Source organism: Virgibacillus flavescens (assembly GCF_050574275.1).
Taxonomy (GTDB): domain Bacteria; phylum Bacillota; class Bacilli; order Bacillales; family Amphibacillaceae; genus Virgibacillus_F; species Virgibacillus_F flavescens.
Window position 1 is genome coordinate 1,569,869 of record NZ_CP192260.1, and the last position, 23,292, is coordinate 1,593,160.

18 protein-coding genes are annotated in these 23,292 nt (G+C 40.0%); 15 read left to right on the top strand and 3 right to left on the bottom strand.

The window, feature by feature from the left end; translation table 11 throughout:
* Positions 1 to 6: 6 nt before the first annotated feature.
* The 3 genes from prpB to VBD025_RS07460 all read left to right on the top strand — a co-directional run bounded on the left by prpB (position 7) and on the right by VBD025_RS07460 (position 3,977).
* Positions 7 to 912, top strand: a complete 906-nt coding sequence (gene prpB, locus VBD025_RS07450) for a methylisocitrate lyase (protein WP_430790812.1) — start codon at positions 7 to 9, stop codon at positions 910 to 912.
* Positions 913 to 1,038: 126 nt separating this feature from the next.
* Positions 1,039 to 2,373, top strand: coding sequence for a DUF2252 domain-containing protein (locus VBD025_RS07455; protein ID WP_430790814.1), 1,335 nt, complete (start codon positions 1,039 to 1,041; stop codon positions 2,371 to 2,373).
* Between the two features lie 578 nt (positions 2,374 to 2,951).
* Positions 2,952 to 3,977: a potassium channel family protein gene (locus VBD025_RS07460; RefSeq protein ID WP_430790816.1), complete on the top strand. Its 1,026-nt coding sequence runs from the start codon at positions 2,952 to 2,954 to the stop codon at positions 3,975 to 3,977.
* A gap of 74 nt (positions 3,978 to 4,051) precedes the next feature.
* On the opposite strand, the gene VBD025_RS07465 is transcribed toward VBD025_RS07460, so the two are convergent.
* From VBD025_RS07465 to VBD025_RS07475, 3 genes are all read right to left on the bottom strand, one after another.
* On the bottom strand, positions 4,052 to 4,204 hold the full coding sequence (locus tag VBD025_RS07465; RefSeq protein WP_430790818.1) for a hypothetical protein: 153 nt from the start codon (positions 4,202 to 4,204) through the stop codon (positions 4,052 to 4,054).
* A 165-nt stretch (positions 4,205 to 4,369) separates the two neighbouring features.
* On the bottom strand, positions 4,370 to 5,974 hold the full coding sequence (locus tag VBD025_RS07470; RefSeq protein WP_430790819.1) for an amidohydrolase family protein: 1,605 nt from the start codon (positions 5,972 to 5,974) through the stop codon (positions 4,370 to 4,372).
* Between the two features lie 74 nt (positions 5,975 to 6,048).
* Positions 6,049 to 7,809 (bottom strand): alpha-glycosidase, encoded by a 1,761-nt coding sequence (locus VBD025_RS07475; RefSeq protein ID WP_430790821.1) that lies wholly within the window; start codon positions 7,807 to 7,809, stop codon positions 6,049 to 6,051.
* 261 nt (positions 7,810 to 8,070) lie between these two features.
* Here VBD025_RS07475 and VBD025_RS07480 point away from each other — a divergent pair, with 261 nt between their 5' ends.
* From VBD025_RS07480 to VBD025_RS07535, 12 genes are all read left to right on the top strand, one after another.
* Positions 8,071 to 9,360 carry an extracellular solute-binding protein gene (locus VBD025_RS07480; protein WP_430790823.1) on the top strand — a complete coding sequence of 430 codons (1,290 nt, stop codon included), beginning with the start codon at positions 8,071 to 8,073 and terminating at the stop codon, positions 9,358 to 9,360.
* Between the two features lie 81 nt (positions 9,361 to 9,441).
* Positions 9,442 to 10,740, top strand: a complete 1,299-nt coding sequence (locus VBD025_RS07485) for a carbohydrate ABC transporter permease (protein WP_430790825.1) — start codon at positions 9,442 to 9,444, stop codon at positions 10,738 to 10,740.
* A gap of 5 nt (positions 10,741 to 10,745) precedes the next feature.
* Positions 10,746 to 11,588 carry a sugar ABC transporter permease gene (locus VBD025_RS07490; RefSeq protein ID WP_430791310.1) on the top strand — a complete coding sequence of 281 codons (843 nt, stop codon included), beginning with the start codon at positions 10,746 to 10,748 and terminating at the stop codon, positions 11,586 to 11,588.
* Between the two features lie 42 nt (positions 11,589 to 11,630).
* Positions 11,631 to 13,985 (top strand): glycoside hydrolase family 31 protein, encoded by a 2,355-nt coding sequence (locus VBD025_RS07495; RefSeq protein ID WP_430790827.1) that lies wholly within the window; start codon positions 11,631 to 11,633, stop codon positions 13,983 to 13,985.
* 45 nt (positions 13,986 to 14,030) lie between these two features.
* Complete coding sequence (locus VBD025_RS07500; RefSeq protein ID WP_430790829.1) at positions 14,031 to 15,077, top strand: LacI family DNA-binding transcriptional regulator; 1,047 nt, start codon at positions 14,031 to 14,033, stop codon at positions 15,075 to 15,077.
* A 120-nt stretch (positions 15,078 to 15,197) separates the two neighbouring features.
* A complete protein-coding gene (locus VBD025_RS07505; protein ID WP_430790831.1) occupies positions 15,198 to 15,665 on the top strand; it encodes a flavodoxin in 468 nt (155 codons plus the stop codon).
* A 30-nt stretch (positions 15,666 to 15,695) separates the two neighbouring features.
* On the top strand, positions 15,696 to 16,805 hold the full coding sequence (menC, locus tag VBD025_RS07510) for an o-succinylbenzoate synthase (RefSeq protein ID WP_430791312.1): 1,110 nt from the start codon (positions 15,696 to 15,698) through the stop codon (positions 16,803 to 16,805).
* Between the two features lie 433 nt (positions 16,806 to 17,238).
* Positions 17,239 to 18,213 carry a nuclease-related domain-containing protein gene (locus VBD025_RS07515; protein WP_430790833.1) on the top strand — a complete coding sequence of 325 codons (975 nt, stop codon included), beginning with the start codon at positions 17,239 to 17,241 and terminating at the stop codon, positions 18,211 to 18,213.
* A gap of 636 nt (positions 18,214 to 18,849) precedes the next feature.
* The gene (locus tag VBD025_RS07520) at positions 18,850 to 19,845 is read left to right on the top strand and encodes an N-acetylglucosamine kinase (RefSeq protein ID WP_430790835.1); all 996 of its coding nucleotides are present in this window, start codon (positions 18,850 to 18,852) and stop codon (positions 19,843 to 19,845) included.
* Entirely contained in the window at positions 19,833 to 20,726 is an 894-nt protein-coding gene (locus VBD025_RS07525) for a MurR/RpiR family transcriptional regulator (RefSeq protein ID WP_430790837.1), read from the top strand. Before VBD025_RS07520 ends, VBD025_RS07525 begins: the two co-directional genes overlap by 13 nt.
* Before the next feature lie 180 nt (positions 20,727 to 20,906).
* Positions 20,907 to 21,818: an N-acetylmuramic acid 6-phosphate etherase gene (murQ, locus tag VBD025_RS07530; RefSeq protein ID WP_430791314.1), complete on the top strand. Its 912-nt coding sequence runs from the start codon at positions 20,907 to 20,909 to the stop codon at positions 21,816 to 21,818.
* Between the two features lie 118 nt (positions 21,819 to 21,936).
* Positions 21,937 to 23,232, top strand: a complete 1,296-nt coding sequence (locus VBD025_RS07535) for an ABC transporter substrate-binding protein (protein WP_430791316.1) — start codon at positions 21,937 to 21,939, stop codon at positions 23,230 to 23,232.
* Positions 23,233 to 23,292 lie beyond the last annotated feature (60 nt).

Consider the following 23,292-nt stretch of genomic DNA (forward strand, 5'->3'; position numbering starts at 1 on the left):
GATGTAATGAGTTGGTTAACGCAAGAACATTCCACGCAAAAAGAGCTAGCCACTGACTTTTTGAGGATGGTCAACGAGAAGTCTATCTTAAAAGTACCAGGGGTTCACGATGGAATGGCAGCATTAATTGCGAAGCAAGCAGGATTTAGTGCTTTATACTTATCTGGTGCAGCCTATACAGCCAGCAAAGGTCTGCCTGATTTGGGAATAGTAAATTCAGAAGAAATTGCTTTGCGAGCAAAGGAAATTATTCGTGCCACAAATTTACCACTCCTAGTAGATATCGACACAGGCTATGGTGGTGTTTTAAATACAATTAAAACAGCGAAAGAGATGGTCGAAGTTAATGTTGCTGCTGTTCAGATTGAAGATCAGGAATTGCCTAAAAAATGTGGTCACTTAAATGGGAAAAAATTAGTTCCAAATGATGAAATGGTGCAAAAAATTAAAGCCATCAAAGAGGTCGCACCAACGTTAATCGTTATTGCTAGAACAGATGCAGTAGGTGTCGAAGGAATCGAAAGCGCACTCAAGAGAGCAAATGATTATGCTAAAGCTGGAGCAGACGTGATATTTTCAGAGGCGTTGACAAAAAAAGAAGAATTTGAACAGTTCAGGAATAATATTAGCGTTCCACTGCTCGCAAATATGACCGAATTCGGTAAAACACCATATTACAATGCGGAAGAATTTGAAAGTTATGGTTATAGTATGGTGATTTATCCAGTAACCTCCTTGCGTGTAGCTGCAAAAGCATATGAAAAAGTGTTTACCGAAATTCAGGAAAAAGGCACCCAAAAGGATTTCCTGGAAAATATGCAAACCCGTGAAGAGTTATATGAAGCTATAGATTACTATCGATATGAAGATTTAGATAAGAAAATTTCAAAGACAAATCTGCATGATAATTAATTACTCAAGGAGTTTAGAGATTCTTCCATAGGAGAATCTCTTTTTATTTTATAATCCTATGACCTGAAAAGTTCGGCAATCACATGTAGGATAGGAGTTGTGCTTAGGAGAAACGGAGGAATTATTATGGGAAATCAAATGATGGAACATATAGTAGTAACACGAAAAAATCTGCGGAAAGAAACAGTAAAGACTGCTCTGATGCAGTTTGATAAAGAATTAGTTGGATTGAATTATGAAGACCAGCAAAAAAAATACAGTAAAATGCTTGCCAATCCATTTCAGTTTTACCGTGGCAGTGCATTTTTATTTTATTATGATGCAACACTTTTACCGTTTGCTTATCATACACCTAGTGAAAAACCCACTTGGCTACAGGGTGATTTGCACTTTGAAAATTTTGGGGCTTTTAAAAATAAAGAAGGTAAAATGGTATACAACGCAAATGATTTCGACGAGGGATATCTTGGCTCGTATCTGTATGATGTGTACCGGATGGCTGTCAGTATTGCATTGTACAGCGAGGAATTGGGTTATTCTGAAGACGATCAAATAAAACTGATCCATGAGTATGTGAATGCATACTATAAACAGTTACAGTCGTTCGTCGATCGCGCGGAGATACCAGTAGATTTAACTTTTGAAAAACAGAATACCAAAGGGCCGGTTCATACGTTGCTAACAGGCTTACCGGAGCGGCAGGCAAATGCAGTACTGGAGGCAGTTACGACAGTAGATAGTGGTGAGCGTAGATTCCAGGAAACAGATGACTTAATGCATCTTACTGAAAATGAGCAGAAGGAGCTTGAAGATGCATGGCCGGATTATATTGCATCAATCGATCCATCAAACAAGCAGCGGGATGGTTTTTACGCGATTAAAGATGTCGTTAAAAAGTTGGGAGCAGGTACTGGTTCGATTGGTCTATTGCGTTATTATATACTGATCGATGGTCATGCAGATGGTGATGACGGAGACTTGGTTCTTGAGGCAAAAGAGGCGCGTACACCGGCACCAAATCATTTCTTCCCATATGATGAATTTTTTTCAGATGACTTCACGCATCAGGGAAAACGTGTAATTACTGCACAGAAAGCAATGCAGTATTTAGAAGACCCGTATCTTGGGTACTTCTCCTTAGGTGCGCATGATTTTTATGTTCGTGAGAATTCGCCGTTTGAAGATGAAGTTGATCCAAATGAACTGAATGATAAACAAAGCATCCTTTCGACTGTTGAGGTGATGGGCAAGGTAACAGCAAAAGCTCATGCGCGTGCAGATGAAATGCAGTTTGACCATGAGAGTGAGGAAGAAATAATAAAAGCAATTGGAAATGAATATGAAGGATTCCTTTCGCAGCTAACTGCTGCATCGATCTTTTATAAAAATCAGGTCCATGACGACTACGAAATTTTCAAGGAATGGTGCAAGGAAGATTTCGAATTGGATGCAGATAAGTAAAAATGAACCAGATGCGTTAACACGTGTCTGGTTTTTTTATTCATCAACTATTGCACATAAAAAAATGAGTGCAAAAAACTGTATTTCTCGTAGACTTGAAAAATGCCTATTTCTAAACCATGATGCTAGTTAATTTTGTCGTATTTGATGTAAACTGCAACGTAACAGCAACGAGATTTCCGCTGCTGGCAGTCGCGCACCTTAGGGCGGCTGCTGAGCGGAGGGCGGTGACTCCTGCGGGAACAGCGCGAGTCTGAAGGCCCCGCAGAGTAAATAATGATGGCCAACTAAACCCGTCCTTTGCGGACAACGTTGACATACCCCTTGCCGGGGCAAGGAAGCTGAAGCCGTGCCCACGGAAAGCGAAGTGAATTCGATGATGCGATCGCAGATTTTCTTCATTAGTACTTCATGTAACTTTTTCAGTTTAGAGATTTTGTGTAATCTACAACAAATTGCTCTCTTATACAACTATTTTATAAAGAACACCCTATTTTATTTGTTTAGAAAAAATGTTACAAACACAGGAAAATACGATACACTACAACTAGAAGTATAAATGTAAGGAGCAGGTACATATGATATGGTTTCTGACCAGAGTATATCCAAAGCTTAACCAAGCTGGAAACATTAAAATATTTGCAATCGTTATTGCTATGCTAGTAATTAGTTCCTATTCTATCCACTTTATTGAACCGGAGACATTCCCGAATGCCTTTGAAGGATTCTGGTGGGTCATGACAACCGTTACGACAGTAGGGTATGGCGACGTATCACCTGTGACAGTGGAAGGGAAAATTTTCGCGATTGCATTGTATATCGTAGGAATAGGTCTCATGGGTGTAGTAATAGGTAAAATCGTAAATTTATTTTCGTTGTACCGGATATTAAAGGAGGAAGGGAAATTGCCATTTACTAAAGACGGTCATTATGTATTAGTTGGATGGAGTGATCGAACGAGAAATACATTGGAAGAGCTATTAAATGATGAGGATCTAAAACACATAGTCATTATTGCAGATATGCCGGAAACACCATACAGGCATGAACACGTAACCTTTATTCAGGGACATGCGGAAGATCGAGAGACATTAATTGATGCAAACGTTGCGAAAGCTTCGTCGGTACTTATCTTTTCAGACGACCGAATAGCGGACTCCTCTTTAGCCGATGGTAAAAGTCTATTAATCACATCTTCTATCGAAAAACTTGCCATTGAATTAGACACGATTATCTATACGATAGTTGAAATTCAGAAAGAAAAACATATTGATAACTTTAAGCACTCGAAAGTAGATGAGTTTGTAATCTCAGACGAAACGTTCTCCAGAATCATGGCAAAAGCTTCACGTTATCATGGATCGAGCACGATCTATACTAAATTAACAAGTGATGTTGAAGGCGAAAACATTTATCAAATCAATCCGGATCCGGGTTGGAACACGTACAGAGATGCTTTTATGGCACTGCTTGAAAAAGGTGCCACATTATTGGCAGACCGGAATGAAATGAACATTAATAAACGATTGGATGAAAACATCCCAGACGATGCAAAGCTGTTTATTGTTTGCAGTGTAGAAACATATAATCAAAATTGGAAATAAGCAGATATAACTAAAAACCTCGATGGCATGTCTAGTGCCATCGAGGTTTTTTCAATGTATAATGATAAAAAAATCTATTTCTCTGAATCTGTTTCTTCTTCCACTTTGGCTGCTATCTTACTGGCTATCCATCGTTTAGCAATGTCATCATCAATTTCGTATATTTTTCCTGCACGCAGGATTTCGCCATGGTAAGCGGTTTGAACATTCATTAAAACCTTTTGCAATCTAATTCCTCCTTCAGCCGGAACTCCCGTTTTCATTTTAGCAGATAAGAAAGTATAAATCCTTTCTTACTGCATAAGTGCAACTAAGGTTTGGCGATAAGGCAAGTTTTTCTAAACATTTTCGTTTAAAAATGCTGACCCTTCAGCAGAGTCAGCATGCAACTGTTACCTTTTGTGGAAAACTCGTTCACCTTTACTCCAGGTCTCGATAACTTCGATATTGTTTAAATCGCTTGATTTGATTTCTTTAGGATGTTCGGAAAGCAATACAAGGTCTGCCTGTTGACCAGGTTCGATTCTTCCTTTTTCATTCTCGCGGAATTCAAGCTCCGCGCCGCTTTGTGAATACCCTTGGAAACTTCGGTCGATCGACAGCTTTTCATTTGGTATCCAGCCACCTTCAGGATTACCACCTGTATCTGTTCGGTTAACGGCTGCGAAAATCCCTGTTAACGGAGACAATGGGCCGATTGGCGTATCCGAACTAAGCGTAAATGGTATTTCCATTCTATCTACTGTGTTCCATGGATTACAGTACTTTTCCTGATCCTCACCAACCCATTTTACGGTTTGCGAGTGTTCATCCATCATAAATCCAGGTTGTGTTTCAATATATGGCTTCACTTCCTGAAGTCTTTCCAATAAGTCTGGAGCAAGTACCTGTGCATGAATAATGCGGTGTCTCAGACTTTTCGTATCGACTTTTTCAAGTGCATTTAATGCCTCTTCCACTGCTCGATCACCAATTGCGTGCATGGCCACCTGCATCCCATTGTCATGCGCAGTTTTAACCATTTCATTCAGTTCTTCCTGCTTATAAATCAGGTTACCGCTCGTCTCGGGTTTATCATGATAAGCCTGTCTTAATGCGGAAGTATGCAGCCGTTGTGTGCCATCCAAAAAGATTTTAACTGAACCTACTTTAACACGTTCACTACCGTCACCCGTTCGTTTGTCGTTGGTACGAAGCAAGTTCTTCAGATCATCATTATTAAAAATATAATGATGGAGATGAACGTCAAGGCTTAAATGTCCATCTTTTTCCAGATCAAGATACGTCTGCCAGAGTCGATCATAGTTACCAACAAAATTTAAATCATCCGTATGAGCCGAAGTAATTCCGCTTTTGTTTAAGTGTGGTACTGCATCTCGAACAGCCTCATAAATTTCAGATTCATCTTTTTGACGAAAATTAAATTTGATGAAGTGTACAGCAGTATCCTTAAAGCGACCGGTCCAATTCCCGTTATCGTCCATTTCTATGAAGGTCTCGTGATTTTTTAAAAGATTAGGTTCCTGTTTGAGGATTTTGATTGCCTCATGGTTCACGACACATTCATGTCCATCATCATGTAAAAAGAAAACCGGCTTGTTATACTCCAGTTCATCTAAATCATCAGCGGTAAGTGGACAATCAATGTCGGTTAGCTGGCTGTCAATCAGACCACGTCCGACAACCCATTCGTTCTCTTCCATTTTTTCTTCGGTATACCGATTGGATATCAGATCCTTCATTTCTTGATAGGATGTAACCTCACGAAAGTCAAGTTCCTTCTTCATTAAACCATAGCGCAGCAAGTGCATATGTGTGTCATTAAACCCTGCAGCAGCAACACGTCTTTCACAATCAACCACGTGTGCGCCCTGTTCAGAAGTTAATCCATTATTAATAGATTTTATTTTCCCCTCATTCAATTCGATATGAAAAATATCCTCCGATGACTCGCTCTCAAAAGGTCTAAACAACCGTACATTATTTAAGATTTTCAATTTCCAGTTCCCTCCCGTTGTTTTGCTTTACTAGGACTTTACCCGGAAATTCGCAACACGTAACATAGTACTGATTACCTGCTCACTTCTAATATTTTGAAACCATACGCTGCTAATTTATCTGATCTTGAAACGGAGCTCGTGCAGTCTTCTAATAGGTTATGGTCTGTAACAGATTTATCATCTGTACCGATCCATTGATCTAAATCTAGTTCAACTGCGGTATCTCTGTTGTTCAGGATGAAAATATATCGTATATCAGCTGATGTTCTTTCATAGACCAATAGTTCGGATGAATCTTCTCTATCCAGAAAGCGAAATTCACCGGCGTGGGACAGATTGGTTTTTCTGAATTGTATTAAACGTTGAATATATTGAAACAGCTCCCTATCCTGTTCTTTTTCATCCCATATCATACAAGCGCGGCATTCCGGATCTTCGCCACCATCCATTCCGATTTCATCACCATAATAAATGCAGGGTGATCCAGTGAAGGTAAGCTGAAACAGGTACATAAGTTTAACCCTCTCAGCGTTCCCTTCCGCTAATGTCAGGATTCGCGATGTATCATGACTGTCCAGTAAATTAAACGACACTTCATTAACGTTTTTTGGGTACATATGGTTTACTTCATTTATCATGTGAGTGAAGGTATCAGTTTGAATGGTATGCTTTCCGAAGTAGTCGATAACAGCGTTAGTAAATGGATAATTCATTACAGCATCAAACTGGTCACCTTCAAGCCATGGCATGGAGTCATGCCAGATTTCCCCTAATATATATGTGTCGGGTTTAATTTCTTTAACAACCCTGCGAAAGTCACGCCAGAATGCATGGTCGACCTCATTTGCGACGTCAAGACGCCACCCGTCAATATCAAACTCTTTCGTCCAGTAACGTGCAACGTCTAAAAGGTATTTTTTTACTTTTGGATGCTCAGTATTTAATTTGGGCATCGAAGGGACGAAAGCAAACGTATCGTAATTTGGCCGAGGTTCAGTGACTAATGGAAAATCCCATATATGAAACCACTCTTTATATTTTGATTTCTCCTGATTTTTCAATACGTCTTGGAATGGCTCGAAAAAATATCCACTATGATTAAAAACCGCGTCAAGCATGACACGAATACCCCGGGCATGACATTCTTTTACTAGTAATCGGAACGTTTCTTTGTCACCAAACTGCGGATCGATCTCCATGTAGTCAATGGTGTCGTATTTATGGTTGGAATTCGCCTTAAATATCGGCGTGAAATAGATTCCATTGACTCCAAGTTCCCTGAGGTGATCCAGGTGATCAATAACCCCTTGAAAGTCTCCTCCAAACATATTAGCAGGCGTTGGCTCAGCACTCCCCCACGGTAAAGCCCCAGCAGGATCGTTGGTTGAATCACCATTTGCAAACCGTTCTGGAAAGATCTGATACCAGATTGTATCTTTTACCCAGGAAGGGGGAGTGAACACATCGATGCTATTTATAAAAGGGAAGCAGAAATAGTTCGCAATATCTTCAGGTACGAAAGAAAAAATTCCTTTCTCCGTGTAAAAACATGATTCACTTAAATCAGAACAGTGAAAGGCATACCGCATTCGTTTAAATTCCGGTTTTACTTCAGCAAACCAAAAGTCATGAAGGGCAGTCGATCCGGATTTAGTCATAGCTAGCGATTCCTTTTTCCACGTCTTATCAATCCATTCGTAGGGATCACCATAAATAAGATTGGCGGATTTCAAATCATTCTTTTTTGTTTGCAGAACAATATGGAGAGTCTCCTGATTGTATGCGTAAGCAAAATTATTAATAGGGCGATGATAGAGAGATTCTTTATGCATTTTATTCGCAGCTCCTTTGTACAAACGTTTGTATTTTATTGTCCGTAATAATGAAAGAAAGCATGTATTTGTCAAATAATGTATACCATCATTATAGCAGTTATTAAAATAAATGTAAGCGCTATACGATTTATATACTAAGGTTTTTAAGAATAAAAATAATTGTTGAAATTTTCAAGGAACCGTGTATAATAATATTAAATCTTGTGCAAACGTTTTCACAAATCATGCGCAAGCAATACATTTGGGAGGTCAAATTAGATGAAGAAATGGTTAAGCACTATTTTAGGAATGTTGCTTTTAATAGGTTTACTAGCTGCATGTGGGCCGGAAGAGACGAAATCAACAGATAAAGGTTCTGACAGTGAGGGTGATAAGGCTTCACAGGAGATGCCTGAAAAACCTGAAAAGCTTACGTTGTGGGTGAATGCTGAAGAAAAGCAGGAAAAAGCAGTTAAAGAAATCACTGAAAAATATACAGAAGAAAAGGGAATTGAAGTGGAGATAGTTCCAATAGATATGCTTGATCAAGTGGAAAAACTGGACGTTGAAGGACCCGCTGGAAATGGACCGGATATTATTTTCCAGCCACATGATCGCATTGGAGACCTTGTACTTCGTGGGTTGGTTGCACCAGTTGAATTAGGTGATACAAAATCAGGATATACAGATACAGCTTTACAGGCCGTACAATATGATGGGGATTACTGGGGATACCCAGCAGTTATTGAAACATACGCAATGTATTATAATAAATCTTTAGTAGATGATGCACCAGCAACAATGGATGATTTAATGGCCATTGCAGAAAGTGATACAAAGCCAAGTGAAGATAAATTCGGATTTCTTATGGAAGCTGCCAATTTCTATTTTGTCTATCCATTCTTTTCAGGTAATGGCGCTTATGCATTTGCAAATGAAAACGGAAATTACGACATCACTGATATTGGTCTAGCAAATGAAGGAGCAGTAGAAGGGGGTAAATTGGTACAATCTTGGTTTGAGAAAGATTATATTCCACAAGATTTAACACCGGATATTATGAATGGTTTATTTAAAGAAGGAAAGGTTTCAACTGTAATTAACGGACCATGGATGGTTCGTGAATATAGTGATGCGTTAGGTGAAGACTTAGCAGCAGCTCCATTACCTAAACTAAGTAATGGAGAAGTTCCAAAGTCATTTGTGGGAGTAAAATCCTATATGCAATCGTATTACTCTGAAAATCCAGAGTGGTCACAGGATCTGATGGCTTATTTAACAAATAAAGAGAATGCAATGACATATTATGACATGGCTGGAGAAATTCCACCACGTAAAGATGTTATGGAAAGCTCAGTTATTGCAGAAGATCCAATTTACTCTGCTTTTGCCGAGCAAACAACATACGGTGAGCCAATGCCTAGTGTGCCAGCTATGCAACAAGTATGGGAACCAATCAACAATGCACTTTCGTTTATATCAAAAGGTGAACCTGTAGAGCCTGTACTGGAAGAAGCAGTTAAAACTATTAAAAATCAAATTGAAGCTTCAGGAGCTACTACAGAATAAAAAATAAACATATCTGATATATGGAAGGCACTGCCTTCCATATATCCTTTTAAAGATACATTTTAGTAGGGGGTTAAACAAATGTCAGAACGTCAGTCAAAGCAAAAAACAGGATTAGGTCAGCCCCGTAACATTGCTACTCTTTTATCTATCATCGTTCCTGGATTAGGACAAATATACAGCAGAAGAATACTTAAAGGTATTTTGTTCCTGATCATTACGACATCTTTCTTAGTAACTACATGGCATTACATAGATATTGGTATCTGGGGATTATTTACACTCGGTACGATACCCCGTGAACATCATTCTATCCAGCTTTTGATTCAAGGACTGATTTCGGTTATTGTTCTCACGTTTGGATTAGCAATATACATATTTAATATAAAGGATGCACGGCGGGATGCTATCGCACGGGAAGAAGGAAAACCTAAACCATCTTTCTTAAGCGGTATGACAAGCTTTTATGATCGTGGATTTCCTTATTTTATGATTCTGCCTGGGCTGACGATGCTGATCTTCGTTGTTGTTTTGCCATTATTATTCATGATTAGCTTAGCTTTCACAAATTATAACCAGTATAATTCACCACCACGAAAATTATTAGATTGGGTAGGTTTTGACAATTTCGCTGCCCTATTTGATGTGGGGATTTGGCAGGATACCTTTCTAAATGTATTTACATGGACGATCGTATGGACAATCGTTGCTACAACACTTCAAATAGTTCTAGGGCTATTTCTAGCATTACTGGTTAATGATAAACGGATTAAATTCAAACGCACGTTACGAACTGTTTTGATTTTACCGTGGGCAGTTCCAGCGTTCGTATCTATATTAATTTTCTCGGCGCTGTTTAACCCAACCTTTGGGGCGATTAACCGAGATATATTGAGTCAATTCAATATGATGATACCTTGGATGTCGGATCCTTTCTGGGCAAAAACAGCACTAATTATGATTCAAACATGGCTTGGATTCCCATTTGTATTCGCGTTGTTCACCGGAGTACTGCAAAGTGTCCCTGCCGATATGTATGAAGCGGCTGATGTGGATGGAGGAAGCCGTTTTCAAAAGCTGCGGTTCATAACGCTGCCGCATGTATTGTTTGCAACTGCACCACTCTTGATTATGCAGTATGCTGGTAACTTTAATAACTTTAATATTATTTATTTGTTTAATGAAGGTGGTCCAGCGGTACGGGGACAAAATGCTGGAGGGACTGACATTTTAATTTCATGGGTTTATAAGCTAACCTTTGAAACGAATAACTACAATATGGCAGCTGCTATTACAATTATAATGGGATTGATTATTTCGATCTTTGCATTTTTCCAGTTCAGAAAAACAGCGGCATTTAAAGAGGAGGGACGTTACTAATGGCTATGAATTCAAAAACAAAATCCAAAATAGAGGTAACGTTCATCTATTTATTCTTCTTAATTATGTTTATCATTATTGGTTATCCATTATTCTGGGCAGTGATGATGAGTGTAAATCCTGGTTCTAATATGCTTGTAACTGATCTGTTTCCCGACAGGCCAACTCTTGAACATTACGTCTGGTTATTTACCGATCCGGGTAGTGACTATGTAACATGGTATAAAAATAGTCTTTACGTAGCAGTTGTTAACTCCGTGTTATCGATTGTGATTACTTCACTTATCGCTTATGCCTTCTCCAGATATAATTTCTTTGGACGTAAGTATGGATTATATTTATTCCTTTTATTACAGATGTTCCCAGCTTTAATGGGGATGGTCGCATTGTATATTCTGTTGAACACAATTGGATTAACGGATTCCTTATATGGTTTAATGCTGATATATATTGGTGGTCAAATACCATTTAATGCATGGCTTGTGAAAGGGTACCTGGATACGATTCCTAAAGAACTGGATGAAGCAGCAAAAATTGATGGTGCAGGACATTTAAAGATTTTCTGGACAATTATTTTACCACTCGCGAAACCAATTTTAGCTGTAGTAGCTCTGTTTAATTTCATGGCACCGTTTATGGACTTCCTATTGCCGCGTATTGTACTGACAAGCCCAGAAAACTATACATTAGCGCTTGGGTTGTATAATTTTATTAATGATCAGTTTTCAACTAACTTCACCCGATTTGCTGCTGGATCCATATTAATTGCAATTCCAATTGCACTAGTATTCTTACTGTTGCAACGATACTTAATTTCAGGGTTAACCAGTGGTGCAACAAAAGGATAACTAATTTTAGTGTTTATCGAAACGAAACGAGGAGGCTTACCAATGCTTGAGGATACTAGTTTTGCTATTCATCCAGATAAAGAAAAAAATACTAAAACTGCAGGGTACCGCGATATTGGACCGGTAGTGAGCTATAAAAAAAATGAATCCAGCTTTGCGTTTGATTGTGAGCACGGATACGTTAATATTCAATTCTTCACGCCTTCCATTGTTAGGATTGTAATGAATCCCGGGCAGGTACCAGTTCTGGACAATTCAAAGGCTGTAATTGCTCCACCAGCAGCTGTAGAGGTTTTTGAAAAAAAGGAATCGGATTCGGTAATACTGAAAACGAGTCAACTGGAGCTTGTGATTAATCAAACACCATTCCGCGTAACTGTTATGGATGAAAACGGAATAGTGATTCTTGACGAAGGAGAACGGGGACTGAGTCATATGGTTTCTGGTGAAGTGATTGCCCATAAAGTAATGCATACTGATGATCATTTCTACGGGTTTGGCGAGAAATCAGGCTTTCTGGATAAACGTGGCGAAAAATATACCATGTGGAATACAGATGTTTATGCACCGCACAATCCGGAGACAGATCCCTTATATGAATCGATTCCATATTTCATGACACTACGGAACGGTCGGGCACACGGGGTGTTTTTTGATAATACATTTCGAACAGTTTTTGATATGAAGACTTCTGAAGATACATATGGGTTTATGGCAGAAGGCGGCCAGTTGGATTACTATGTTTTAGCTGGTCCAACCCCAAAAGCAGTTTTGCAGCAGTATACCGAGCTGACTGGAAGAATGCCTGTTCCGCCAAAGTGGGCACTCGGTTATCATCAGTCGCGGTACAGCTATGGATCCGAAGCTGAGGTACGTGCGCTTGCAGAAAATTTTGTGGATCGTGATATACCGGTGGATGTTATTCATTTAGATATACATTATATGGATGGGTACCGTGTTTTTACATTTGATAAGGAGAAATTCCCCAACCCGGAAAAGATGATTGCTGATTTACGGGAAATGGGTATCCGAATAGTTCCAATAGTTGACCCTGGCGTAAAGAAAGATTCAGAGTACCGGACTTATCAAGAAGGAGTTCGGGGAGATCATTTTTGTAAATATATTGAGGGCGAAATGTATTATGGGGATGTATGGCCAGGCAAAAGTGCATTTCCGGACTTTACAGAAGAAAAAGTCCGGAAGTGGTGGGGCGAGAAACATGCCTATTATACGGATATGGGCATCGAAGGAATATGGAATGACATGAACGAACCAGCAGTATTTAATGAAACTAAAACGATGGATGTAGCTGTAATGCATCGTAATGATGGTAACCCAGCTACTCATCGAGAATTGCATAATGTCTATGGACTGCTGATGGGCAAAGCAACATATGAAGGCATGAAGGAGAAGCTGAATGGAAAACGTCCATTCTTGTTAACCCGCGCTGGTTATGCTGGTGTTCAACGGTATGCTTCAGTGTGGACTGGTGATAATCGCAGCTTCTGGGAACACCTGCAAATGTCTTTACCTATGTGCATGAACTTAGGATTATCCGGAATCCCGTTCACGGGACCGGACGTCGGTGGATTTGCTCATGACACAAACGCAGAACTGTTGGTGCGGTGGACCCAGGTGGGTGCATTTACGCCATACTTCCGAAATCATTCAGCTATTGGAACACATTACCAGGAGCCATGGCAATTTGGTCGAGATAATGAAGCAATAATGAAAAAATATATCCAGATGCGTTACGAGTGGATGCCTCAGCTATATTCGTTATTTTATCAGGCAAGTGAAACAGGTTTGCCAATTATGCGTCCGTTACTTATGGAATTCCCGAAGGACACAAAAACATATAACTTGAACGATCAATTTATGATTGGGGATAATGTAATCGTAGCACCTATTCTTGCCCCGGGTGCAACAGATCGAGCAGTTTACCTGCCTGAAGGTCAATGGGTTGATTTTGCAAATGAAACAGTATATCCAGGAAATCAGGTTCACTTAGTTCATGCTGAGCTCTCGGAACTTCCTATTTTCGTAAAAAAAGGAACAGCGCTTTTGCAGGGGGAATGGACATCAAACGCAGATAAACTTCCACATACAGTTTCCATGAATGTTTTTGCAGGCTCGGACGGAGAACGATATGAGTTTACTCATTATGATGATGACGGTGAAACCTTTGCTTATGAAAACGGTGCTTATATAAAACTCAAGGTGGAAATACTATCTAAAAAAGATGCTATACAAGTTAATCTGGTGAGCCGGGAAGGAGACTTCATCCCCTCATACCGTACAATTGATATAAAGCTGTTTGGTTTATCTGATGGGCAGGAAGTTTTAGTGAATGGTGAAGTAGTTCGTGACAAAAGACGCATACATTTAGTAGAATAGAATTCAAACGAGATTCTAAATCAGGTAAAGTAGAGGGTGGAATAAGTGAGTGTAACAATTAAAGATGTAGCAATAGCAACAGGTGTCTCGCCCTCTACCGTATCACGGGTAATTGCAGATAACCCGAGAATCAGTCCGGAAACAAAAAAACGCGTTCGAAAAGCAATGAAAAGTCTTGGGTACCATCCGAATATCAACGCCCGGAATCTTGTGGCGAAATCAACTAAGACAATCGGCGTAGTCATGCCATCGTCTGCCAATAAAGCGTTACAAAACCCATTTTTCCCGGAAATTATCCGTGGAATAGGTTCGTACATTCATGATGTGCAGTATTCGCTGGTTTTGTCTACAGGTGAAACAGAAGAAGAAATTTTTAATGAAGTTCAGCGAATGGTCCATGGAAGTTATGTAGATGGAGTAATTTTATTGTACTCCCGCAAAAATGACCGCTTAACCCATTTTTTGAAAGAGCAAGAATTCCCTTTCGTTATTGTAGGAAGACCGCACGAATTTGAAAACGAAATTACCTATGTGGACAATGACAACTTTGCAGCTGGTAAGGAAAACACGGAACTGCTGATTGAATTGGGTCATGAAAAGATTGCCTTCATTGGCGGATCAAAAGAGTTACTTGTGACAACCGACCGTGAAGCAGGCTATGAAAATGCGATGAAAGAAGCAGGGATATCTGTTTCGCCACATTATAAGTTTCATGCTGAGTTTTTACAATCTGGTGGAAGAGAAGCAGTACAACATTTATTTTCGCTTGAAAAACCTCCGACAGGGCTTGTTATCAGTGACGATCTCATGAGCTTTGGTGTGATAAGCATGCTGGAAGAGTGTGGACGTACTGTTCCAAATGATATCTCCATCGTAAGTTTTAATAATGTTTATTTATCCGAAATTATCCGACCTGCACTGACAACGGTTGAAGTTCATATTCATACATTAGGCGAGCAGTCTGCTAAAGCTTTAATTGAAAAAACAATGCACAAAGATGAACCGGCAAAACGGATTATTATACCGCATTTGATCGTTCAGCGCGATTCAGCCAGTAAACTAAATAAAGAGGGAAGAAAGCCAATTCAATAGGCTTTCTTTTTTTGACACATTTAAAACGCAATACTGTTTAAAGCAGCGCTATTAATTGAATATCACCACTCCAATCCATTAAACTAAGATGAGAAGCGTTAAAACACGGAGGGAATCTGCATGAGCAAAATTTTAATCGCGTATGCCAGTGTTACTGGTAATACAGAAGAAATAGCTGTAGCAATCGGTGAAATGCTGCAGAAATATAACCATGAAATCACGATCAAAACATTCGATGAAGACGCAATAGATGTTGAAGAGTTTGATGCTTATGATGCGATATTGATTGGAACATATTCTTGGGACGACGGCGCAATGCCATACGAAGTAGAAGATTTTTACGATGAACTGGAAGATGCTAATCTTGCTGGTAAATTAACCGGCGTTTTTGGTTCTGGAGATACATTTTACGCGACATTTGGCGGAGCTATTGATTTACTTGGTAATCGGTTTCTGGAATTAGGTGCAGACGTTATGCCAGATTGGATAAAGGTCGATTTAGAGCCAGATAAAGCTGATTTCGAACGATGCCAGAAACTTGTTGAAGATTTGAACGCGCGCCTACAGGAAGAAGTTAAATCTGATTAACAGTCTAAGCAAGGAGGCAGAAAAATGGTCATGTCAGTTCGGAAAATAATTCTGCATAAATTAGAAATGCGCTTGAAATTTCCTTTCCAGACGAGTTTTGGCACGATTCAGGATAAACCGTTGTTTATTATCGAAGCAATTGATGATAACGGTAATAGTGGATTTGGCGAATCGGTTGCCTTTTCGACTCCATGGTACACAGAAGAAACGGTAGCTACTAATGAGCACATGATGAAGGATTTTCTAATTCCATTGCTTGAGGCTAATTCGATTAATCATCCATCTGATATTACAGATATTTTTAAATCAATTAAGCGAAATAACATGGCCAAAGCCGCAATCGAAGGGGCAATCTGGGATCTTTATGCTAAACAGAGCGGTATATCACTGGCTGCAGCGTTAGGTGGGTCAAAGAATCAAATTGATGTTGGGGTAAGTCTCGGAATCCAGCCTACGATTGATGCTTTGTTAAAGCAAGTTGGTGATCATGTAGAACAGGGTTATAAACGAATAAAAGTGAAAATTAAACCAGGTTGGGATTTGCATGTGCTGCGTGAGATTCGCAAGGAGTTTCCAACCATACCACTAATGGCCGATGCAAATTCGGCGTATACCCTGGATGACATTGAACATCTGAAGAAGTTTGACGAGTTTGATTTAATGATGATTGAACAGCCGCTGGGACATGACGACATCATGGACCATGCTAAATTACAGCGCCAAATTAAAACCCCCATCTGTCTTGATGAAAGCATTCATTCATATGATGATGCGCGGTTCGCAATTGAACTGGGCAGCTGCAAAATAATTAATGTGAAAATCGGACGAGTCGGCGGACTAACTGAAGCGAAGCGTATTCACGATTTATGTATGAAAAAAAACATACCAGTCTGGTGTGGCGGAATGCTTGAAGCTGGCGTCGGTCGCGCACATAATATCGCCCTAACGACATTGTCGAATTTTACCATGCCTGGGGATACAGCTGGCTCGTCGAGATACTGGGAAAAAGATATTATTAAGCCTGAGGTTGTAGTGAAGGATGGCGTGATTGACGTGCCTGATGCATCAGGAATTGGTTACGAGATAGACCGCAGCGCCCTCGAGCAGTTTTGCGTTGACCGATGGGAGTGTGAATTATAGTTTGGATCCTGGAAGCGTCAATCTGGGGTCTTTTTTTTGCGATTTTGGCGAAATCCTGATAAAACAGCGGAAATCCCGATAAAATGCCGGAAATCCTGATAAAACAACCGAAAACCCGATAAACCGGTGGGAATTCCCGATATACCAGGAAAAATCCTGATATAAATGCTGGCAAACAATGAGCAGCGTGGGCTGGGCGCGCGTCAGTCCAGGGTCTTTTTTTGCGTGCGAAATTGTGAAATCCTGAAAAATCGGTGAGAATCCTGATAAAATGCCAGAATTCTTGATAAAACGAATGGAAATCCCGATAAACTGCTAAAAATCCCCGGTAAAACAGCAAAAATCCTGATATAAAAACCGGCAAACAAAGAGCCAGCCAGATAGAAACGAGCAGTGTGTTCGTGTATGATATAAAAAGAAAGGACGTGGATAAATGATCATGAAAGAACAGGAAAAATCAAAATATGCTTTTCAGCTGGAGGCGTTAAACAGAAGATTATCGCCGTTGCACAAGCAAAAGCTGCTCGTTTTAGATGCGCTCAAAAAAGAACTAAGCGGCTTGAAGGGGCAAAACGCACTGAATTTCTACCTCGGATTTTTACCCCAAGAGGAATACCTCATTATCCATAACCTCCGACTGCAGGACGCCAACGATTTTTTTGAAATAGATACGCTGATCCTTTGCGAACGATACATTTTATTAATAGAAAGCAAGAACTGGTATGGGACGCTGCATGTCGATGGCGAGAAACAGGTTATCCGAGTGGGCGATGATGGCAGGGAAGAAGGTTTTCCTAACCCCATACCGCAAGTGAAAACACAACGGCATCGACTGCAAAAATGGTTAAATCAAAACTGCCTGCCTGACATTCCGCTCTTATATCTCGTTGTCATCAGCTTCCCAAGCACAATCCTCAAACCGTTATACCCAAATGAGCCGATCCCACCAGCAATCATCCACAGTAACTCATTATTTTTTAAAATAATCGAACTAAACAACGAGCATACCAAAAAAATAATTGATACAGAGGCACTTAAGCAACTTGCCCTTGAGTTGGTTAATGCACATCATCCACGAGAAGTTCAAGTACTGCAGAAGTTCGGAATAAAAAAGGACGAACTAGTAAATGGCGTCTTCTGTCCTGAGTGCGGTGCTGTTCGCATGCAACGTCTCCATAGCAAATGGTATTGTTCAGCATGCAGCCACGTTTCGAAAAATGCGCACGTTGCTGCACTGCAGGATTACAAAGCACTTGTCGGCGATTGCATTACCAACCGTGAGGCAAGAGCGTTTTTGCTGGTGGAATCTTCAGATGTGGTAAAGGAATTGTTGAAAAATATCAGCAAACCGTCTGGGAAAAGAAAAGCGCGGAAATACGAAATCCTGATAAAAAGCCAAATATCCTGATAAATACTTGAAATTCCCGATAAACACCACGAATACCTGATAAACCAGCAAAATCCCCGATATACCGCAGAAAATCCTGATAAACTGCTGTGCTCACCGCAAGCGCCACCGTCACCGCAAGCGCCACCCAAACCGGCCCATAAAACCTTGTGTGCCAAGTGCCGTCAGCAACCCCGCTTCATCGGATAAAATCCACAAAAAGAGACCTTGACGTCTCATAAAGGGGAGTGTCAAGGTTAAATCTTTTAATGTAACTGGTGAATGTAATCGGGGAGGGACTCATTCACCTAGTTAGTAATTATGTTATGTATTAACTATAACGCGCTTTCAACCGAACGTACATGCGGCTAACGTCCCGAAAAAGTTGGGAAACATTGTAGAATGGTGTCTAAAGGTGGGGGTAATTAGTAATTGATTTTCACCAAATTTTTCTTAAAAATGGAAGGATATTCTAAAAAATGATACCGATTTGACTCATTGACACATCTACATGCCCAAGTCCGGAAATGTAATATTATGTTATGTTCGTCTCGTGATAATTGATAAAAGATTTCACGAAAACAATTGTTTATCCCGAACTTGTTATATAGAATATACGTTAAGATTCTAAAATAGTTTGATTGAGGATGAATGTATATGAAACATGTGATAGGAATCGATGGTGGAGGGACAAAAACCGAAGCTTTGATGGCTAATGAAGAAGGTATAATTATAGCGAGATCCAATGCTGGTCCTTCAAATCCAAACGCGTTGTCTGCAGATGAACTTCAACAAACGCTTGCAGGTCTACTGACAGAATTACGTGAACAAGTTCCCGGTCAATTTGGTAATACCACACATTTATTTGCTGGAATAGCTGGTACAGGCGAGACAAAAAATCGGGAAACGACACGACGTATTTTAAAAAAAATGTTACCAGACGAAACTATTGTTGATGTATTTCCAGATACGATAAATGCGCTCTATTCCGGAACGTTTGGTAAACCTGGAATTGTACAGATCGCAGGAACAGGTTCCATTACATATGGAATCAATAATGAATCACACCATGATCGAGTAGGTGGGTGGGGATATTTATTTGGGGATGAAGGCAGTGGGTTTGATATCGGAAAGCAAGCAATTGTATCTTCACTCAAAGCTATTGACGGGCGGGGACGTGAGACGCTGCTGCTGGACATGCTTTATGATCATTTTAACGTGTCAGACGGGCAAGCGTTAATTACAGAAATCTATTCCTCGCCAACGCCGAAAAGCAGGATCGCGCCAATAAGTAAACTAGTTTTTCAAGCGTATTATAAGCATGATCCAGTAGCAACAGAGATTATCCAGTATGCGGCAGATGAACTAACAACTAGTATTTTGACATTACATAAGAAACTGTTTAAACGAGATGAGTCGGTACCTGTAGTACTTTGTGGCGGTGTATTCAATGATCGTGAACTTCTGCCGCTTCTGATAAAAAAAGAACTAGCCGCTTACTCTCCATTAGTAAGCCTTGTAATTCCAGAAATATCACCTGTTTGTGGTTCGTTAATTGGAGCTTATATAGCTGGAAATATGCTGAACGATAAACTAGTCATAAATATAAAAAACAACATGAGAAAGGGAGATGATTTTATTTGTCACACGTAAAAGGCGGGCTCGTCATACTAAATGAAATGGTTACTAGCTTACCACCATCAGAGAAAAAAATAGCTGACTATATTTTAACAAACCCGGAAGAATCAATTTTATTAACTTCGCTTGCATTAGCAGAAAAAAGCAACACGAGCAGCGCTGCCGTCATACGATTATGTAAGTCGCTAGGGTTCACAGGCTTCCAGGAACTTAAAATCCGGGTGGCGGGGGACTTGCAGGCAGAAGCGGTGAATGGCTACCGGGATATTGAACCAAACGAGAATTACAGAAATATAATTGAAAAGGTAACCTCTAATACGGTGCAAACGTTAAAGGAAACAATCGATATTATGAACATCGATAACTTAAAAAAAGCAGTGGACACGCTGCTTCACGCAAAATCAATTTTATTTGTTGGATTTGGAGCATCTCATATTGCTGCAAAAGATGCTGAACAAAAATTTCAGCGGATTAATAAAAATGCACTGGCAATTTCAGATGTACATATGGCTGCCACTTCCATTGCGAACAAAGGGCCAGAAGATGTTGTGGTCGGCATTTCATTTTCAGGAAAGACGTTTGAAGTGATTAAGCTGTTGGAATTGGCAAAACAAAAGAATACGAAAACAATCAGCATTACTAAGTATGGAAATTCACCAGTTACCAATTTTTCTGATATACAATTATTCACATCTGCAGCAAAAGAAGCTACGTTCCGGAGTGGTGCTACATCATCACGGATTGCCCAGCTGCACGTAATTGATATTTTATTTATGTGCCTGGCTTCAGAAGAATATGATGAAACTGTAAAGCATCTGGACGAGACAAGAGATGCAATTGCTTTTATCAAAGAAGATTATTCCAAAGCTAAGAAGAACGGCATTCGCACGTCGTAAAGGGGCAAATCAACTTTTTCGGCTAGTTTATGGATCAACTGAAATATCATTACTATAAATGTGACATTTTATTGACAAAATAATTCAATCGGATTATACTAAAACCAACTTCACAAGGTTAAGATAATTTCAACAATTCTTTGAAAGCGCTTAACCGATGGTAAGGAGACAAATATGCCGATGAAATTATCTGCTTTAACAACGGAACAACGAAACGAAAAAAGTATGACGCTCGATCAGATGTCAACGATTGATATATTGCAGACAATTAATCAAGAGGATCAAAAAGTAGCAAAAGCAGTGGAATTGGTGCTGCCGAAAATCGAATTAGCTACCGAGCAGATATATCAGGCATTAGCAAACGGTGGTCGTCTATTTTATGTCGGAGCAGGTACTAGTGGAAGACTTGGTGTAATCGATGCATCTGAATGTCCACCAACGTTTATGACCCCGCCGGAAATGGTCCAAACCGTCATGGCAGGAGGAACGAATGCCTTTTTCCATGCAGTTGAAGGCTCTGAGGACGATGAACAGCAGGGCGCAACGGATTTAAAAGCACGAAATTTCACTGCAAAAGATGTGGTGATTGGAATTACAGCGAGTGGTCGTACGCCTTATCCTATCGGCGCACTGAAATTCGCACGTGAGCTTGGTGCATATACAGTGAGTCTTTCGTGTAATGAAAATTCTTTGATCAGTCAATTTGCAGCATGCGAAATCGAAGTCGTCGTTGGCCCTGAGGTACTGACAGGATCTACCAGAATGAAAGCCGCTACGGCGCATAAGATGATTCTCAATATGATTAGTACGACAACAATGGTAAAGCTTGGAAAAGTCTACGAAAATCTCATGGTCGATGTACATGCCAGTAACTATAAACTGCTGGAAAGAGCAAAACATACCATCATGGAAATAACGCAAGCCAGCTATCCTGAAGCCGAAAATGCACTTAGGTTAACAAATAATGAAGTGAAGCCGGCTATCGTGATGATTAAAAGCGGAGTGACTGTTACGGAAGCGCAGGATGCGATTAAGCAAAATAATGGATACACAAGAAGAGCAATTGACGATTTAATAGATCGTCAATCCTAACATTGGAAGTGACATTGATAGACTCATTAACTATTAATGTGTTTCATATAATGATAGTAAATCAAAGGGGGAAAATAGCTTGAAAAAATTGTTTAAAGGTCCAGTATTGCTCGCGTTAATGATTATGTTGATGCTTGCATTTGTTGTTGGTTGTAACAATGAGGATGATGGTGGAAATGAATCAGAAGGAAATAAGAGCAGTGATGGAGAAGTTTCCGGGAAACTAGAAGTCCAATATTTTGTTGGCGGATACGGAGATGCATGGTGGAAAGAAGTTATCAAGGGATACAAAGAGAAGTATCCTGATGTAGAAGTTGTAGAGCATGCAGGACCAAATATTAACGAAGAAATGAAAACCCGATGGATTTCTGGTAACCCGCCAGATGTCGTGTACATAGACGGGGCGGGGTCAAGTGAAACGCAAATGGTGGAAGACGATCAGTTAATGGACCTTACTGAATGGGTAGATACAATTGAACTTGAAGATGGTACACCACTTATGGACAGCTTTATTGTTCCTCCTAGTGATTACGATGGAAAGATTTATAGTTTACCATTAGTTTTTGATACGTGGGGAACTTGGTACGACAAAGCAATGTTTGAAGAAGGCGGTTATGAAGTACCATCTGACTTCGAAAGCTGGATGACTTCAATGGGTGAAATTAAGGATAAAGAAGGAATTGATCCGTTTGTAACTACTGGTCAATACCCATATTATTTCTTAAGAGGCGTATTGTACCCAGCATTCGCTTCAGCTGGTGGGGATGAGTTATTAGCATCAGTCATCAAAGGTGAAGAAGGTGCATGGTCAAGTGATGCTGTTCTTGAAGTAATGAAGAAGGTGGAGAAAATGCAGGAAGAAGGATATATCGATCCTGGTTTTGCAGCACTTAATCATACGCAATCACAAATGAATTTTATACTTGGAAAAAATGCTTATATTCCAGTTGGATTCTGGTTGCCAAACGAAATGTCAAAAGATATACCGGAAGACTTTGAATTTGGGTTCATTCCTTCTCCAATGAACGAAGCTGGAGAACCAATGGTAGTAGTACCAGATTTACGTCCATTAGCAATCGCTAAAGATGCTAATAATCCAGAGGCTGCAAAAGCGTTTGTAGAATTCGCTTATCAGAAAGAATATGCTTCAAAATTCGCTGAGTTAACAGGAGCTTTGTTGAATATGAAAGGTGTAGACATCGCCAGCAATGAAAATGTACCAGCGTATTTAAAGGATGCTAACGAAATGATTAACGATCCTGAACAGGTGTCCATTCACCACAAGCCTCATCCAATGAGTGCGGACTTGGAAACGCCAATCAGTGATGCATTAGTCGCACTGATGCTGGGTGACATTGACGCTGAAGAATTTGTTGAGAAGGCAGAAGCTGCAGCAGCAGATTATCGTAAGTAGTAAGAAATAGTTAAATTGCTGAAAAATCAGGGATGTAAAGGCAGGTTCCTGCCTTTGCAT